The organism is Ruminococcus albus AD2013 (genome assembly GCF_000526775.1).
GTDB lineage: Bacteria > Bacillota > Clostridia > Oscillospirales > Ruminococcaceae > Hominimerdicola > Hominimerdicola alba_A.
Genome location: NZ_JAGS01000001.1, coordinates 926,455 through 943,037, shown reverse-complemented (window position 1 = coordinate 943,037; position 16,583 = coordinate 926,455). Strand labels below are relative to the sequence as shown.

The following is a 16,583-nucleotide window of genomic DNA, read 5'->3' as shown; positions in this document are numbered from 1 at the left end:
TGTATAAATTAATCTGTAAAGGAGCTGCTGATATGTCAGTATACAGAATTTATGTAGAAAAAAAGCCGGAATTTGCAGTTGAAGCTGATTCACTGCTGGGCGGTATCAAGTCTGCACTGGGTCTTGAAAACCTCAAAGGTCTTCGCGTTATTAACCGCTATGATGCTGAGGGTCTGCCTGTAAAAGATTTCGAGCTTGCTATTCCCGTGGTATTTTCCGAGCCCGCGGTTGATGTTACCTATGATCATCTTCCCGCTGTAGGTGAGGACGAGCAGATATTCGCTGTTGAGTATCTTCCCGGTCAGTTCGATCAGAGAGCTGATTCATGTGCGCAGTGTATCTCACTGCTGACTGCGGGTAAGCGTCCCGTTATCAAGTCCGCCCGTATTTACATAGTAAGCGGCAACCTAAATGATGAGGAGCTTGCGCAGATCAAGCAGTATATGATCAACCCTGTTGAATCGAGAGAAGCTTCTCTTGATGAGTTCGAGACTCTTGATATCAAGTACGATATCCCCACAACTGTTGATACAGTTAAGGGCTTCATCGAGTCTTCAGAGGATGATCTCAAAGCAATGCTTGCAGATCTGGGTCTTGCTATGGACCTCGATGATATCAAGTTCTGCCAGAAGTATTTCAAGGAGCAGGAAAAGCGCGATCCTACCATAACCGAGATCAGAATGATCGATACCTACTGGTCGGATCACTGCCGTCACACCACATTCTCGACCATCGTTGACAATGTTTCTATTGAGCCCGATTATATCGCAGCTACCTTTACCGATTATATAAATGCCAGAAAAGACCTCTACGCAGGCAGAACAGACAAGCCCATCACCCTTATGGATCTTGCTTGCTTCGGCGCAAAGCAGCTGAAAAAAGCCGGTCTGCTGAAAGATCTTGACGAGAGTGAAGAGATCAATGCTTGTTCTGTAAAGATCAAAGTCGATGTTGACGGTGTTGATGAGGACTGGCTGCTGATGTTCAAGAACGAAACTCACAACCATCCCACCGAGATCGAGCCTTTTGGCGGTGCGGCTACTTGTCTGGGCGGCGCTATCAGAGACCCTCTGTCCGGTCGTTCTTACGTATATCAGGCAATGCGTGTAACAGGCGCAGGCAATCCTCTTGTTCCTGTTGAAGATACCATTGCAGGTAAACTGCCCCAGAGAAAGCTTGTTGTAGGTGCTGCTAACGGTTATTCTTCCTATGGTAACCAGATCGGACTTGCTACAGGTCACGTAAACGAAATATATCACCCCGGCTACGTTGCAAAGCGTATGGAGATAGGCGCAGTTATCGGTGCAGCTCCCGCTTCCAACGTCAGACGTGAAAGACCTGCCCCCGAGGATATCGTTATCCTGCTGGGCGGTAAGACCGGACGCGACGGCTGCGGCGGTGCAACAGGTTCTTCCAAGTCCCACACACTGCACTCTCTCGAGACCTGCGGTGCTGAAGTTCAGAAGGGTAATGCACCCGAAGAAAGAAAGCTTCAGAGACTGTTCAGAAATCCTGAAGTTACTGCAATGATCAAGCGCTGCAACGACTTCGGCGCAGGTGGTGTATCAGTTGCTATCGGCGAACTGGCTGACGGTCTTCAGATAAATCTTGATCTCGTTACCAAGAAATATGACGGTCTTGACGGTACAGAGCTTGCTATCTCAGAATCTCAGGAGAGAATGGCAGTTGTTATTGCCAAGGAAGACCTTGAAAAATTCATGGCTGAGGCTGCTAAGGAGAACCTGGAAGCTACTATGGTAGCAAGAGTTACCGAAGAGCCCAGACTGAGAATGAACTGGAACGGCAACACAATTGTTGACCTGTCCAGAGAGTTCCTCAACTCTAATGGTGCCGAGAAGCACACCGATATCGAAGTTCCTACTCCCGTATTCGCAAACGATGACGGCGGCGAGGATAATGCAGACCGTTGGGAAGCTATGATATCCAATTTGAATATCTGCTCACAGAAGGGTCTTGTTGAAAGATTTGACTCTACGATCGGTGCCGGTACAGTTCTTATGCCTTACGGCGGTAAGTATCAGAACACTCCTACACAGGCTATGGCTTGCAAGCTTCCCGTTCTTAACGGCGAGACTACAACTGCTTCAATCATGGGCTGGGGATTCAACCCATTTCTCTCCAGTGTAAGCCCCTATCACGGTGCTATGTCCGCGGTAGTTGAATCTGTAGCAAAGGTAATTGCAACAGGCGGCTCCTATGAACACTGCTGGCTGACTTTCCAGGAATACTTTGAGAGAACTCAGAACAATCCTTCAAGATGGGGCAAGCCTTTCTCCGCTCTGCTGGGTGCATATAAGGCTCAGATCGAACTGGGCTGCGGATCAATCGGCGGTAAGGATTCTATGTCGGGTACATTCGAGAACATCGACGTCCCTCCTACGCTGGTATCCTTTGCAGTATCCACTGCCAAGACCGATAAGATCATTTCTCAGGAATTCAAGAAGGCTGGTTCAAGAGTAATACTCATCAAGCCTGAATATGATGAAAACAATATAGTCAAGTTTGACAGCCTGAAAAAGGTATTCGAGAAGGTCGAGAAGCTGATAGCAGACGGCAACGTTCTTTCTTGCTGGTCTGTTGCTTACGGCGGCGTTTCCGAGGCTGTTGCTAAGATGGCATTTGGTAACAAGATAGGCTTTAAATTCACAGATAAGGTTACTCCTGCAGAACTTTACCGCGCTTGCTACGGCAGTTTCGTTATCGAGCTTGCTCACGGTGTTCAGACTGCTGAAAGAGTTATCGGTGAGACCACTCAGGCTTACACCATTGAGAACAATGGTTATACCATCGACCTCGAAAAGATCCAGGATCTCTGGGAGAAGAAGCTGGAACCCGTATATCCTGTTCACGTTAAGGAACCTGCTGAGAAGCCTAACAAGTACAGCTTCAAGGCTGATGAGAGAAAAGCTCCCGCAATTAAGGTTGCTAAGCCCAAGGTTCTTATCCCTGTATTCCCCGGAACCAACTGTGAATACGATACTGCAAGACAGTTTGAAAAGGCTGGTGCTGAGGCTGAGATATTCGTAGTAAGAAATCTCTCGGAGCAGGCTATCAAGGAATCTGTTGATGCTATGGAAAAGAAGATCAAGCAGTCACAGATCGTTATGCTGCCCGGCGGTTTCAGCGGCGGTGACGAGCCAGACGGAAGCGGTAAGTTTATCGTATCATTCCTGCGCAATCCCAAGTTGACAGATGCTATCCACGATCTGCTGAAGAACCGCGATGGTCTGATGCTGGGTATATGCAACGGTTTCCAGGCTCTTGTTAAGCTGGGTCTTGTTCCTTACGGCGAGATTGTTGATATGCGCGATGATTCTCCTACACTGACATTCAACACCATCGCAAGACATCAGTCCAAGATGGTAAATACACGTATCGCTTCTAATAAGTCGCCATGGCTGGCTGCTTGCGAAGTAGATGATATCCACAGTATAGCTATCTCTCACGGTGAGGGAAGATTCGTAGCTACCGCTGAGGAGATCGCAAAGCTTGCAGCTAACGGTCAGATCGCAACACAGTACGTTGACTTTGATGGTGAACCTACATTCGATATCCACTGCAACCCCAACACCTCATTCGATGCTATCGAGGGTATCACTTCTCCCGACGGCAGAGTGCTGGGTAAGATGGGTCACTCCGAAAGAATGGGCAACGGCGTTTGCATCAACGTTCCAGGTGCTAAGGATCAGAAGATCTTTGAGAGCGGCGTAAAGTATTTCAAATAATGTCAGCGCAGACGTCAGGTCTGCAGATTGACATTTAAATTGTACTATGTTATAATTAAGGCAGTACTGTAAATGCGGTACTGCCTATTATTATATATGGACGATCACCGTGTATGTAAATTTTGTCGCTCTGTGTGAGGAGCTTGAAGGCAGTTAATAAACGCATAATCATCATTATTTATTTTTTAATAGGCTAAACTCTTTTTGGAGTTTTTAGCGCCTGTTCCCGAGAAGGAGGTCTACTTATGGAAAAACTGCTTAAACTTTTAAAGTCAAATGCGAGACTGACTAATGCCGAGCTTGCTGTAATGCTCGGTAAGACAGAGGGTGAAGTCGCCGCGGATATAGAAAAGCTGGAAAAAGACGGTATCATTACAGGCTATACTGCCATCGTTGATGAAGCTGTTTACGATCCAAATTCAGTTACCGCTTTGATCGAACTGAAAGTTACTCCACAGTCACAGTCAGGCTATGACGATATAGCAAAGTCCATAGCAGCCTACGAACAGGTGGAATCAGTAAGACTTATGTCGGGCGCTTATGATATTCTTGTCTCTGTAACAGGCACAAATATCCGCGAGGTCTCCCGCTTTGTAGCAGAGAACCTTGCAGCCATAGATGCCGTGCAGTCCACCGCTACACATTTCCTGCTGAGAAGCTACAAGGTCAACGGTATATCCGTTACCGCTGATGAAAAAGATGAGAGAGGACTGATGTTCCCATGATAGATTACAACAAGGTACTTTCGCCTGCCATCGTGAACATGAAGCCCTCAGGTATACGAAAGTTTTTTGATATTGCTCAGCAGCTTGAAGGCGTTATCTCCCTCGGTGTTGGCGAACCCGATTTCAAGACCCCATGGGTGGTAAGGCGCGAAGCTATAAATGTCCTTGAAAAGGGAAGAACTTCATACACTGCAAATGCAGGTCTTGCCGATCTTCGCAAGGAAGTCTCTCGCTATTTCAGCGATCGCATCGGCGTAGATTACGATCCGAATGATGAAATAATTATTACAGTAGGCGGTTCTGAGGGTATCGACCTTTGCATAAGATCGATAGTCACATCAGGTGATGAGGTACTGATAGTTCAACCTTCTTTTGTCTGTTATAGTCCCATTGTGACTCTATGCGGGGGAGTACCCGTTCCAATTGAGACCAAGGCTGAGAATGAATTCCGCCTAACTGCCGAAGAACTTCGCAGTAAGATAACCGACAGAACAAAACTTCTTGTACTTCCTTTTCCGAATAATCCCACTGGTGCGATCATGCGAAAAGAAGATCTTGAAGAAATTGCAGATGTTCTGCGCGGAACTAATATTCTGGTTTTGTCTGATGAAATATATTCCGAACTCACGTACAGCGGCAAGCACGTTTCAATAGCCTCATTGCCCGATATGAGAGAACGGACTATCGTTATAAACGGATTTTCAAAAGCTTACGCTATGACCGGCTGGAGACTTGGTATCGCTGCCGCACCGAGAGAACTTACCTCGCAGATGCTGAAACTGCACCAGTACGCAATAATGTCTTCCCCGACGGTGAGCCAGTTTGCTGCAATTACCGCACTCAGGGAATGTGATGAAGATATCATTAAAATGCGCGATGAATACGATATGCGAAGACGATATCTTGTTGACGCATTCAACAAGCTGGGTCTGGATTGCTTTACGCCGCAAGGAGCATTCTACGTATTTCCTTGTATAAAAAGCACAGGTCTTTCCAGCAGTGATTTCTGCGAAAAACTGGTTTACACCAAGAAAGTCGCTGTTGTACCCGGCAACGCTTTCGGCGAATGCGGCGAGGGATTCGTGCGTGTTTCCTACGCATATTCTCTCAGTCACCTGAGAGAAGCGATAAAGCGTATCGGAGAATTTTTAGAGGAGCTTAAAAATGGCACTTTATGAGAATATAAAAGTCAAAGCATACGGCAAAGTCAATCTTCTGCTGGATATAATCGGCAGGCGTGATGATGGTTACCATATGCTCAATACCGTTATGCAGACTGTCAGCGTGTATGATACTCTGGAACTTTCGATAGACAAAAATGCTCCCGAGGGTATGGAGATAATCTGCGATAAGGAAGGCTTTCCCCTTGACAGCAGTAATCTTATATGGAAAGCGGCTGATGTTTTCAAGGAACAGACGGGTATAACCTACGGCGGAAAACTGATAGTCAAAGTTGAAAAAAATCTGCCTTCACAGGCGGGAATGGGCGGCGGAAGTGCTGACTGTGCCGCCATGCTGAAAGCGATGAACACATTTTTCTGCACTCTGAAAGATGAGGACGAACTCTGTGAGATGGGCACAAAGCTCGGTGCCGATGTACCTTTCTGCATCAAAGGCGGAACACGGTTGTGTCAGGGTATCGGCGAGATTACAAACAAATTGCCGTCCCCGGACTGTGCTTTTGTTATTATCAAGCCCGATGTGAGTATATCAACTCCCGAGGCTTACAAACGCTACGATCTGATGAAGTCTCCGCCAAGAAGTCATCTTGATTATTTTTTGAAAGCTCTTGCTTCCGGTAATATATTCTCGACCAGCATATACCTGTTCAATGTATTTGAAGCTGTGATGGATATGCCAGAGATAGAACAGGCAAAGCAAGAACTTAAAGAAGCAGGTGCGCTGAATACCCTTATGACCGGAAGCGGTTCTGCTGTTTTCGGCGTTTTTGAAAAAGAATGTTATGCTGAGGAAGCTGCTGCAAAACTGGCAGGGAAATACAGCTACTGCAAGTCTTGCGTACCTGTAAATGGCGGGTATGAGCTTATGTGGGTGAACAGATAAACTAAGAAAGGTCGGCAATTGAATGAATTATAAATGCAGATTCTGCGGATACAGATTCAAGGACAAGGACGAACAGATATGTCCCGAATGCCTTACTGCCCGCGAAGATGATATATCCTGCGGTATATACGGTGAAGATGAACACAGCCATCAGCAGTATGATGACAGTGCTTTTTACGATAACCGCTTTGTGAGAAGTGATACTTTCAGAGATGGCAATGCAGATTTCCTTAAAGAAGAACGTCGTGAGGAGAACCGCGCAGCTGCTGCAAAATATGAACGCAGGAACGGCGGCGATATCAATGTTGAGGCTACTCCATCAAGGCAGTCTTTTAATAGAACACAATACAATGCCCCGCAAAATGTATATAATCCAAATAATGGAAATAAATCTCAGAAACCCGGTGGTTGCGGCAAGGGCTGTGCAGTTCCGCTCATTATACTGATAACCTTGGGTATGGTATTTAAAAACTATCCCGACCTGATAGATACTGTCAGGGAGAAGGTTGAAGGTGCTGTTTCAGATAAATCGGTGTCTTCTTCAGTTCCTGAAAAGAAAAAGTACGAGATCGACAGGAAAAACTCTATAGAGGGTGTAAAGACCACTGACTGCGATATAGATGCTTATCTGACAGAGTGCAATATCAGTGAGATCATGTCTAACGATGAAAGCCTTGATTCTTTCCATAAGAATAGTCTTTTATTTAATGAAAACGATGAGTGGAAGGAAAGTTCAAAATGTGACCCCCGTGAACTCTATGTGTTAGACCTCACCATTGAGTTTGAATACTCAGATCACAGGTGCCTTGAAAACGGCGATGTTGAAATCAATGAAGTATACATTCAGGGTTACGATTCCGAAAATCACGACATGAGCACATATACTGGCATTTTGTCAGACAATTTTATATACTGTATCGGCGACAGATCGAATATGAGACCCAAGCTGTTATGCGATAAAGCTTCTGATAATGCATATATAGTTGTTGATCTTGAATACAATGGACAGAACGTTGAATACTTCTTTAACATTGACCTTGACAAAAATGAGTGATATGAACATATTGAATAAATGTATGCTCTGCCCACGTAAATGTGGGGCAGACAGACTTTCGGGCGAAAAAGGGTTCTGCCGCGCGGGTGCTGTAATAAAGATAGCCCGTGCCGATCTCCATATGTGGGAAGAACCACCGATAAGCGGTTCTAAAGGCTCGGGAACTGTTTTTTTCTCAGGCTGTAATCTACAGTGCTGTTTTTGTCAGAATCATGAGATATCTGCTGAGGGAAAGGGCTTTGAGCTTACTGCTAAAGAACTTGCTGACACGTTTCTGATGCTGCAGGATAAAGGAGCGCACAATATAAATCTTGTTACAGCTGCACCCTATGTTCCGCAGATAATTGAAGCGCTGGACATAGCAGGGGACAGGCTGAACATCCCGATAGTTTATAACAGCGGCGGATATGAAAGCCTTGAAACTCTTGAAATGCTGAGGGGCAAGGTGGATATTTTTCTCCCCGACCTGAAATATTATTCGGACAAACTTTCAGCTGATTATTCAGGCGCAACTGATTATTTTGAACGAGCTACACGAGCGTTGATAAAAATGCACGAACTTGTTGGTCAACCTGAATTCGATGAAAACGGCATAATGAAAAGTGGAGTCATCGTAAGGCATCTGGTACTACCGGGTTGCCGTCATGATTCTGCTAAGATAATCGGCTGGCTGGCTGACAACTTTGCTCCTCAGGAAATTCTTGTCAGTCTTATGAGCCAGTATGTTCCTATGTATAAAGCAAAGGATATCAAGGCACTGTCCCGCAGAACTTCAACCTTTGAATATGAGTACGTCTGCAGACTTATTGAGAACTGCGGATTTGACGGATTTTTCCAGCAGAGAAGTGCAGCCGAAGACAAATATGTCCCCGAATTTTTTGATAAGAAATACTATTGATATCGGAGCAGCAAATGAAAGAATTTAAATTACAGCCATTGCGGATATGTGCTGGTTGGAAAGTAGCCTATAATAATTTCTCGGAATATGACCCTGAGAAAGATGAATCGGAATATTCATACGAGCTATATGAGGATCTTTTACAGCTTGAAAACAACGAGCTTCTTATTGATCTCGGTTGGTATCCGCATGGTGATCTTGAGGGAAGATATAAACTGTATATGGTCAATATCACTTTTGAAGCACCCTTTCAACATCCACTGGAAGTTTTTTCTTCGCGCTCAAAAACAGAGATACTTGAAAAGCTTGAATACTGGACAAATTCTGGCTTTTATCAGAAGTATATCAGGCGTACTGTAAAATGATATAATTATCTCTTAAATATTAACCGATTTGTAATAACTAACCCTTGACAATCAGTACAAAATGCGTTATAATGACATTAAGAACTATGAATTAGTTCTTATCACAAAACAAACACATAATACTGATTGTAAGATAAAGAAAAGAGGGAATGCCGATGTCCAAAGCAATGGGTTCAAGATATTCTGTTGAGACCTCGAAGGAGAGCAGAGAATATTTTGAATATGTCAAGGATCTGCTTGACAATGAAGTAGTGAGTGAGATGAAGAAATTCAGACACCATTACAGCACGACCTGTTACCAGCATTGTCTAAATGTATCATATTATAACTATATTGTCTGCAAAAAACTGGGTCTGGATGCGAAAGCCGCTGCTAGAGCCGGTATGCTCCACGATCTGTTTCTGTACGACTGGCGCGATGAGCCAAGAAAGAAAGGCGAGCTGCCACATGGCTTTACTCACCCGAGGATAGCCCTTGAAAATGCAAAAGAGCATTTTAAGCTTGGCAAGGTCGAAGAGGATATGATAATCAAGCATATGTGGCCGCTGACAGTTAAATTGCCCAAATATGCAGAGTCCTATGTTATCGTAATGATAGACAAGTATGCTGCTATGTTGGAGTTCGGTGTACACTGCAAAAACGTTCTTTCAAACACCGTAAGCAACATAAAGCACAAAAAGGCAGCCTGATACAGTAAATGCAACAAGTCTCCTGCGCTTATCCCGCAGGAGACTTGTTTTTTTCTATCAGTTTCCAAATACGAAGAAATGAGTGAGACCCAGCCATTCACGCACCCAGTATGTCGGAACATATTTTGGCTGAGTGTTGGCGGAATAAGCGGTCACATTTCTGGCGCCCTCTTGCTTTGCGATAAGACTAGCACGGTATTGATGGAAGCCGTCTGTTACTATCGTGATATCTCTTCCGCAGCCTAGTTTATCGGTTATGGCGAATGAAAATTTGATATTCTCAAATGTGTTGGTAGATTTGTCTTCCATGATAAGGCGGCTTTCATCTGCGCCTTTTTCTACCAGGTATCTGCGCATACCCTCGGCTTCGGATATCTTTTCATCACTGCCTTTTCCACCCGAGAGAACTACCAGTGCATCGGGATGCTTCTTCATAGCTTCATATGCGGCATCAAGCCTGTATCTGAGCATACGCGAGGGCTTTTCACCTTTGACCTTACAGCCGAGAACTATTATCAGTTCAGTATCCTTGGGTTCATTTTCCTGAGCTTTGTACATTTTATAGGAAAGTATGCCCACATAGGTAAATCCGACTACCAGAAAGACACAAACTGCTATTATAATCCCTTTGCCCCATACGTGAGCCCACATGGACTTCAGTAGTTTAAAGAATTGCCGATGCGCTATGGTCGCAGCTATCATGATCGTGAAAAAAACGATGCCTGCGACGTTTCCAGCATTAAGGATCGGAAATGGAGCAATAAAGAGCAGCAGTAAGAAAATCTCTACTGCAAGGATAATGTATTTAATAGTCATTGTTGTATTCCTTTCGCATTTTTCTTTTATATTATTATAACATAAAACATTCGCAATTGCAACAGGTCAGAAATTTCGAGCACTTTGACATAAAGCGAAAAGGGTTGATTTTCAGTCGGAGATATGATATAATAAAAGTTACGCACAGGAGGTCTGTAACTATGGATTATTGTTTTGAAGCTGATAGCTGGGGAGCATCTTTCAGTTTCCCGTGGGCTGCGGCAGGCGGATATATAAAAAGCTGCAATGAAGCTCAGATTAAAATACTTCTCTGCATTCTTGCAGGTCCGAGATATACCGATTCAGCCATACTGTCTGCTATGTCAGGCTTTTCAGAGGCAGATGTTGATTCAGCTGTTACCTATTGGAAGGAACGCGGAGTTATAAAGGTAAACGGTGAAAATCCAGTTGTTTCAAAGCCGGAAGTATCACATACTTTCTCGGGTAAGAACGAGCCGGCTTCGCTGGTTGAATCTGTAAAGCCCACTAAGGCAGCAGCTGTCGAAAAAAAGATAATCGTAAAATACTCACAGCGCGAGATACAGCAAAAGGCTGAAAACGACGCTACGCTAAAAAGCCTTATTAATGAGATACAGTCTCTCCAATTTTCAATAAATGGCATGGAGCTTGGAAAGCTTATAGAACTTTACGAGCTTTACCGATTTGATGCACCATCTATACTTCTAGCTGCCGATCATTGCCGTGCAGCAGGAAAGTGCAGTATAGCGTATCTTCATACTGTCATGATAAACTGGTACAATGAAGGCATAAACACCTATGCGGAAGTTGAGCAGGCAATAATCACTGCTTCGGAACGAAGAAGCTATGAGAATAAGATTCTTGGTATTTTCGGCATGGAAAATCGTCCTTCTAAGAAGCAGCAGCAGTATATGACGGAATGGAGAAGGCTTGGTTTCAACAATGATCTTATAGAGCTTGCCTACAATAAATGCCTTGATACCAAAAGTAAACTCAGTTTCAGCTATATAGACGGTATACTCAAAAACTGGGCTAAGGTCGGTGTAAGCAGTGTAGAAGATGCAGAACAGTCTGATATGCAGCATAAGAAAAAATACTCTGCTGTCAGCGAAGACAAGCCTTCTTATGATCTGAATGAGTATGAGAATTTTGCAAGGAATTATGATTTCGGTGACGCTCCCTGGAACGTCAGGAAGGAAGAAGATCAATGAAATATACCGAACAGGCATTTGACCGCGCCGAGCTTGAACTCAGACGGCGTCAGGATAATGCGAACGAGGAATATCAGCGAAGACTTGACGAGATAGCTCAGAACGCTCCCGAAATATATCGTATGCACAGCGAAGCCATAAGGCTGAACTATGCGCTTATCGGAAATATCGGAAAAGGGAAAAGCAGTGCTGACGTATCAAAGAAGATAGCCGAGATCAAGGAGAAAAATATCAACCTTCGTCACACGATGCACGAGATGCTAAAGGCTTGCGGTTATCCCGAGGACTACTTGCAGATGCACTATCAGTGTGAGATCTGCAGTGATTCGGGATACCATGACGGTGTAAGATGCGAGTGCATGAAAAGGCTACTTAAAAAGTATACGACCGAAGAAATTAACGCAAACTGTTCCATAGAGCTTCACGATTTTGCTGATTTCAGGGTTGAGTATTACAGCGATGCTCCTGTTAACGGTGAGATCCCCAGGGTGAAGATGCAGACCATTTTTGAGAACTGCAAAAATTATGCAACACGATTTGAACCCCATACAAGCTCGCTGATATTTTTTGGAAAGACAGGATTGGGCAAAACATTCCTTTCGTCATGTATCGCAAAAGAGCTTATATCACAGGGTTGGAATGTTGTTTATGGTTCGATGCTTAAACTTATGCGTCAGGTGGAAGACGAACGTTTTCACAGAGCCGAGGGAGATACCATGAGTATCATGCTTGAAGCAGACCTGCTTATACTTGATGACCTTGGTTCCGAATTTCAGACGCAGTTCACTGATTCGGTACTTTATGAACTCATAAATGAGCGCATAAACGAGCGCAGACCTACACTTATATCAACTAATCTTACAGTTAACGAAGTCGGCAAAAAATACAACGACAGAATAGTTTCACGAATTACAGGCTGTTTCAGACCTTTCTTCTTTGCGGGCAGTGATGTAAGACTGGTCAAGCTGAGAAACGGTATTATTTGAGGTAACTATCGTGAGAAAGATAAGACTATTTTTAGACCAGTTTCTGATACTTTGCCTCTGCAATTCTGTTATTTTATGGACGGTAGTTCAGTTTTCTACAGCGGTCAAGATACTTATTATAATTGGGCTGGCGCTGTTCTGCTTTATCTATCTTATATCTGCAGGCGGGCATTCCGACAAGAACAAAAAACTCTGCCGCATAGCAAAAGGCTCATTCCTTATTGACGGCGCAGTAATTTCTCTTGTTTTGCATACTGCGACAGTGCTCGCATTTATTATCATCGGCGGATCTGACCCTTGGCGATTGGTCGCAAATGCACTTACGGGATATGCTATAATTGCCATTTGTGCTTTTGTCGGGATAATCAGACTTTTGATATCTTCAAGACAGGTCAAAGTAATAAAATACATAGCCTTGATATTTACCTGGTATATACCTGTGGTGAACATCTTTATACTGAAGGCGATCTCCAAATCGGCTAAAAAAGAATTCCGCTTTGAACAGGCAAAGCAGGAACTTGATGATATGCGCAAGGAGAATGAAGTCTGCAAAACGAAATACCCAATACTTATGGTACATGGCATTTTTTTCCGCGACTGGCAGATGTTCAATTACTGGGGCAGAGTACCAAAGGAACTTGTACGAAACGGCGCAGAGATATACTACGGAGGTCAGCAGTCGGCAAACCTGATATCCGTCAGTGCAGGAGAGCTTCGTGACAAGATCGAGGAAGTAATAAAAGAAACAGGAGCTGAAAAGCTGAACATCATCGCCCATTCAAAAGGCGGACTTGATTCAAGATATGCCATATCAAAACTGGGCATGGACAGGTATGTTGCAAGTCTGGTAACGATAAATACGCCCCATTACGGCTGTAACTTCGTTGATGATATACTGGCTAAAGTTCCCGATGGTCTGCTGAAATTCGTGGCAGCCAGATACAACAAGCTGTTCACCGTTCTCGGTGATACAGCCCCCGATTTTGAAAAAGGATTGCGTGAGCTTACTCATTCAAACTGCGCTAAGCTTGACGAGGAGATACCTGATAGTCCGAATGTATACTACCGATCGGTTATGTCCGTGATGAAAAATGTATTCTCCGCCGGATTTCCACTTAATCTCGGCTACATGATGAACTGCAAAGACGGTACAGGAAATGATGGTCTGGTAGTTAAGGAATCTGCTCTGCGCGGTAAGAATACACTTATGATAAACCATAAAGGCAGAAGAGGTCTTTCACATGGTGATATGATCGACCTTTTCCGCGAAAATATAGATGGATTTGATGTCCGCGAATTTTACGTGGATATAGTCAAAGACCTGAAAGAAAGAGGATTGTAATATGAACCCAATGGCAGTAGTCAAGCTGAAACCTTTGCTTGAAAAATTCAGAGAAAACCACCCGAGGATACCTCAGTTTATGCAGACAGCTGCAAGCGGTATGGAAGATGGCGGCGCTCTCGACCTTAAAGTTACCAATGCTGCAGGTCAGAAGATCGAGGCAAGCATCAAGCTCAATGCCGATGATATCGAACTTCTGAATGCTCTGCGCGAACTTCTTGCACAGGCGGGAGGACAGTTCTGACAAGATAATTAAACGACCCGAGGTTATTCCTCGGGTCGTCTTGTTTTATTTAAGTTCTATAACAGTTACACCGTCTTCTCCCTCGCCGTAAACTCCGGGACGGTAAGATTTAACCGACGGATGTCTGCGCAGATGATTTCTAACCGCATTTTTCAGTACTCCCGTACCGATTCCGTGTATGACCGTTACCATACTGATTCCTGACATTACACAGTTATCGATAAAGCTGTCCATCTCGTGGATGCCCTCATCACTTGCGTAACCCCTGATATCAAGTTCAGTCGAGAAACGTCTTGTCATGCGGCTTTCAACGCCCTTGGTGGATACTCCGCGCTTTTTCTTTGTCTGTTGTTTCTGAGGAGTTTTGGCAGGCTGCTGTTTTTCCACAAGACGAAGTTTTTTTACATCGATCTTTGTCTTCATTATGCCTGCCTGAACAAAGCACATTCCCTTGTCATCGGGAGGAGTCACAACTATTCCGTTGCGCTTTGTATCGGTTATTAGCACGGTATCACCCTTTTTGAGAGGTCTCGGCAGAACATAATCATCATCGGGCTGTTCTGAAACAGGATTTGCCTCAAGATAAAGCTTATTCATTGTAGAACGCTGTTTCTGCCTTGCATCCATTGCTTTTTGTGTGAAGCCGTTCTTTTCTTTTTCCTTGCGAAGCTTGTCGAGTTCATCTACCAGTGCCTGTGATTCACGCTGAACACGGTTTACGATATCACTTGCCTGACGTCTTGCTTTTTCAAGCTCGAATTCTTTGTCTTCCATGAACTTTTTCTTCTGTTCATTAAGTTCATTTCGCAGGGTTTCGGCCTCTTTGCGGTATTTTTCTGCAAGAAGATTGTTCTCTTCAAGGCTTATCCTTGCTTTCTCAAGGTCATCTATTATATGCTCGAATCTCCTGTTTTCTTCGGATATAAGAGATTTCGCATAGTTGATTATATCATCATCAATACCAAGATTTTTAGATATCGCAAATGCATTCGACTTACCGGGTGAACCGATAACCAGCTTGTATGTCGGGCGCATGGTCTCAACATCAAATTCGCAGGACGCATTTTCTACTCCGTCGGTATCAAGAGCATACATTTTTATCTCCTGATAGTGAGTAGTTGTGACTACTGTTGCGCCTACTTGACGCAGTCTTTCGATAATGGAAACCGCGAGAGCAGCACCCTCAACCGGGTCTGTACCGGAACCAAGTTCGTCTATCAGTACAAGGCTCTCATGGTCGGCTTTGTCTATTATATCCTTCACCTTGCCCATGTGTGAGGAGAATGTTGAGAGACTTTCCTGAATTGACTGCCTGTCGCCGATATCTGCAAGTATATTCTTGTATACCGATATTTTACAGCCGTCAGATGCGGGTATCATCAGACCACACATTGTCATCAGTGTCAGCAGACCGACAGTCTTTAGTGTAACAGTCTTACCGCCTGTATTCGGACCGGTTATAACAAGTACATTGTAATCGGTACCCGAGCGAAAGTTTATCGGCACGACTTTGTTTTCATCAATAAGAGGGTGTCTTGCTTTGTTCAGAACGATTATTCCGTCTTCGGATATCTCAGGATCGACTGCTCGCATCTTTGCACCGAGGTTAGCCTTTGCAAAATACAGATCCAGCTTAACAGCCGCATCGTAGTTTGATTCTATCTGTGGCTGCATCATAGCGCATTCATTGGAGAATTCGGTGAGTATGCGGTGAATTTCGTCCTGCTCCTTGCCCTGAAGTATCCTGACTTCGTTGTTGGCTTCAACTACGGAGATCGGCTCAATAAATAAGGTCGAGCCTGTTGCCGAAGTGCCATGAACCAGACCGCCCACGTTTCCTTTAAACTCTGTCTTTACAGGTACAACAAATCTGCCGTCACGCATAGTGACAATTGATTCCTGCAAGTACTTCTGTGTTGAGGGCGATTTTATCATCTTGTCCAAAGTTTCACGTATCTTCAGACCAGCCTTTGCTATCTTGTTTCTGATAGACCTGAGCTCAGGGCTGGCATCATCGGAAAGGTTTTCGCTGTCAAGTATGGCAGTTTCCAATCTCTGCCATAATGATTTGTTCGGGAAAAGCTGTTCAAACAGATAGGAAAGGGGAGTGTTCTTGTCCTCGTTCTGGTCGAACCATTTGCAAAGCTCATTGGTCTGACCCAGAACTTTTTTTATCTCCAGCAGTTCCCCAAGTGAAAGAGTGCCGCCTGCCTTTGCTCTGTTCAGGCTTGCGGATACATTGTTTATACTGTAAAAAGCAGGTGTACCGTTCTTAATGGACATATTCAGCGCACTGGCTGTTTTAGCCATTTCGGTACGCACGGTGTACAGGTCGTCAGATGGTCTGACAGCCAGCGCCGCTTGTTTGCTATCCTTGCTTGAACAAAGCTCTGAAAGCTTTTCAAGAACTTTATCCAGTTCAAGGATCTCATGATTTATATTATCAAGTCCCATTTATGTAAAA

General features: G+C 44.3%; 14 protein-coding genes. 12 read left to right on the top strand and 2 right to left on the bottom strand.

Features of this window, described 5'->3' with window-relative positions:
* The first annotated feature begins 32 nt into the window (after positions 1-32).
* The 8 genes from N773_RS0104215 to N773_RS0104180 all read left to right on the top strand — a co-directional run bounded on the left by N773_RS0104215 (position 33) and on the right by N773_RS0104180 (position 9,541).
* On the top strand, positions 33-3,746 hold the full coding sequence (locus tag N773_RS0104215; protein ID WP_024856617.1) for a phosphoribosylformylglycinamidine synthase: 3,714 nt from the start codon (positions 33-35) through the stop codon (positions 3,744-3,746).
* A 245-nt stretch (positions 3,747-3,991) separates the two neighbouring features.
* Positions 3,992-4,471 carry an Lrp/AsnC family transcriptional regulator gene (locus tag N773_RS0104210; RefSeq protein ID WP_024856616.1) on the top strand — a complete coding sequence of 160 codons (480 nt, stop codon included), beginning with the start codon at positions 3,992-3,994 and terminating at the stop codon, positions 4,469-4,471.
* Positions 4,468-5,649: an aminotransferase class I/II-fold pyridoxal phosphate-dependent enzyme gene (locus N773_RS0104205; protein ID WP_196231598.1), complete on the top strand. Its 1,182-nt coding sequence runs from the start codon at positions 4,468-4,470 to the stop codon at positions 5,647-5,649. Before N773_RS0104210 ends, N773_RS0104205 begins: the two co-directional genes overlap by 4 nt.
* Positions 5,636-6,535, top strand: a complete 900-nt coding sequence (gene ispE, locus N773_RS0104200) for a 4-(cytidine 5'-diphospho)-2-C-methyl-D-erythritol kinase (protein WP_043537772.1) — start codon at positions 5,636-5,638, stop codon at positions 6,533-6,535. The genes N773_RS0104205 and ispE overlap by 14 nt, the downstream gene beginning before the upstream one ends.
* 22 nt (positions 6,536-6,557) lie before the next feature.
* Positions 6,558-7,589 (top strand): hypothetical protein, encoded by a 1,032-nt coding sequence (locus tag N773_RS0104195; RefSeq protein ID WP_024856613.1) that lies wholly within the window; start codon positions 6,558-6,560, stop codon positions 7,587-7,589.
* Positions 7,582-8,487 carry a radical SAM protein gene (locus N773_RS0104190; protein WP_024856612.1) on the top strand — a complete coding sequence of 302 codons (906 nt, stop codon included), beginning with the start codon at positions 7,582-7,584 and terminating at the stop codon, positions 8,485-8,487. The genes N773_RS0104195 and N773_RS0104190 overlap by 8 nt, the downstream gene beginning before the upstream one ends.
* Positions 8,488-8,501: 14 nt before the next feature.
* Entirely contained in the window at positions 8,502-8,852 is a 351-nt protein-coding gene (locus tag N773_RS0104185) for a hypothetical protein (protein ID WP_024856611.1), read from the top strand.
* 155 nt (positions 8,853-9,007) lie between these two features.
* Complete coding sequence (locus N773_RS0104180; protein WP_024856610.1) at positions 9,008-9,541, top strand: HD domain-containing protein; 534 nt, start codon at positions 9,008-9,010, stop codon at positions 9,539-9,541.
* Between the two features lie 57 nt (positions 9,542-9,598).
* Here the strand turns inward: N773_RS0104180 and N773_RS0104175 are convergent, their stop codons facing one another.
* A complete protein-coding gene (locus N773_RS0104175; RefSeq protein ID WP_024856609.1) occupies positions 9,599-10,357 on the bottom strand; it encodes a YdcF family protein in 759 nt (252 codons plus the stop codon).
* Positions 10,358-10,518: 161 nt separating this feature from the next.
* Between N773_RS0104175 and N773_RS0104170 the strand changes: the two genes are divergently transcribed.
* The 4 genes from N773_RS0104170 to N773_RS0104155 are packed head-to-tail and all read left to right on the top strand — an operon-like array spanning position 10,519 to position 14,119.
* A complete protein-coding gene (locus N773_RS0104170; protein ID WP_024856608.1) occupies positions 10,519-11,547 on the top strand; it encodes a DnaD domain protein in 1,029 nt (342 codons plus the stop codon).
* Positions 11,544-12,533 carry an ATP-binding protein gene (locus N773_RS0104165; RefSeq protein ID WP_024856607.1) on the top strand — a complete coding sequence of 330 codons (990 nt, stop codon included), beginning with the start codon at positions 11,544-11,546 and terminating at the stop codon, positions 12,531-12,533. Before N773_RS0104170 ends, N773_RS0104165 begins: the two co-directional genes overlap by 4 nt.
* A gap of 10 nt (positions 12,534-12,543) precedes the next feature.
* The gene (locus N773_RS0104160; protein ID WP_024856606.1) at positions 12,544-13,875 is read left to right on the top strand and encodes an esterase/lipase family protein; all 1,332 of its coding nucleotides are present in this window, start codon (positions 12,544-12,546) and stop codon (positions 13,873-13,875) included.
* A 1-nt stretch (position 13,876) separates the two neighbouring features.
* Positions 13,877-14,119 (top strand): hypothetical protein, encoded by a 243-nt coding sequence (locus N773_RS0104155; RefSeq protein ID WP_024856605.1) that lies wholly within the window; start codon positions 13,877-13,879, stop codon positions 14,117-14,119.
* A gap of 45 nt (positions 14,120-14,164) precedes the next feature.
* Here N773_RS0104155 and N773_RS0104150 read toward each other — a convergent pair whose 3' ends face one another.
* Positions 14,165-16,573 (bottom strand): endonuclease MutS2, encoded by a 2,409-nt coding sequence (locus tag N773_RS0104150; RefSeq protein ID WP_024856604.1) that lies wholly within the window; start codon positions 16,571-16,573, stop codon positions 14,165-14,167.
* Positions 16,574-16,583: the final 10 nt, after the last annotated feature.

Bases quoted from the DNA above. Each gene is read 5' to 3' on its own strand.
- N773_RS0104215 (WP_024856617.1), top strand. From the start codon at position 33: ATGTCAGTATACAGAATTTATGTAGAAAAAAAGCCGGAATTTGCAGTT.
- N773_RS0104210 (WP_024856616.1), top strand. From the start codon at position 3,992: ATGGAAAAACTGCTTAAACTTTTAAAGTCAAATGCGAGACTGACTAAT.
- N773_RS0104205 (WP_196231598.1), top strand. From the start codon at position 4,468: ATGATAGATTACAACAAGGTACTTTCGCCTGCCATCGTGAACATGAAG.
- ispE (WP_043537772.1), top strand. From the start codon at position 5,636: ATGGCACTTTATGAGAATATAAAAGTCAAAGCATACGGCAAAGTCAAT.
- N773_RS0104195 (WP_024856613.1), top strand. From the start codon at position 6,558: ATGAATTATAAATGCAGATTCTGCGGATACAGATTCAAGGACAAGGAC.
- N773_RS0104190 (WP_024856612.1), top strand. From the start codon at position 7,582: ATGAGTGATATGAACATATTGAATAAATGTATGCTCTGCCCACGTAAA.
- N773_RS0104185 (WP_024856611.1), top strand. From the start codon at position 8,502: ATGAAAGAATTTAAATTACAGCCATTGCGGATATGTGCTGGTTGGAAA.
- N773_RS0104180 (WP_024856610.1), top strand. From the start codon at position 9,008: ATGTCCAAAGCAATGGGTTCAAGATATTCTGTTGAGACCTCGAAGGAG.
- N773_RS0104175 (WP_024856609.1), bottom strand. From the start codon at position 10,357: ATGACTATTAAATACATTATCCTTGCAGTAGAGATTTTCTTACTGCTG.
- N773_RS0104170 (WP_024856608.1), top strand. From the start codon at position 10,519: ATGGATTATTGTTTTGAAGCTGATAGCTGGGGAGCATCTTTCAGTTTC.
- N773_RS0104165 (WP_024856607.1), top strand. From the start codon at position 11,544: ATGAAATATACCGAACAGGCATTTGACCGCGCCGAGCTTGAACTCAGA.
- N773_RS0104155 (WP_024856605.1), top strand. From the start codon at position 13,877: ATGAACCCAATGGCAGTAGTCAAGCTGAAACCTTTGCTTGAAAAATTC.
- N773_RS0104150 (WP_024856604.1), bottom strand. From the start codon at position 16,573: ATGGGACTTGATAATATAAATCATGAGATCCTTGAACTGGATAAAGTT.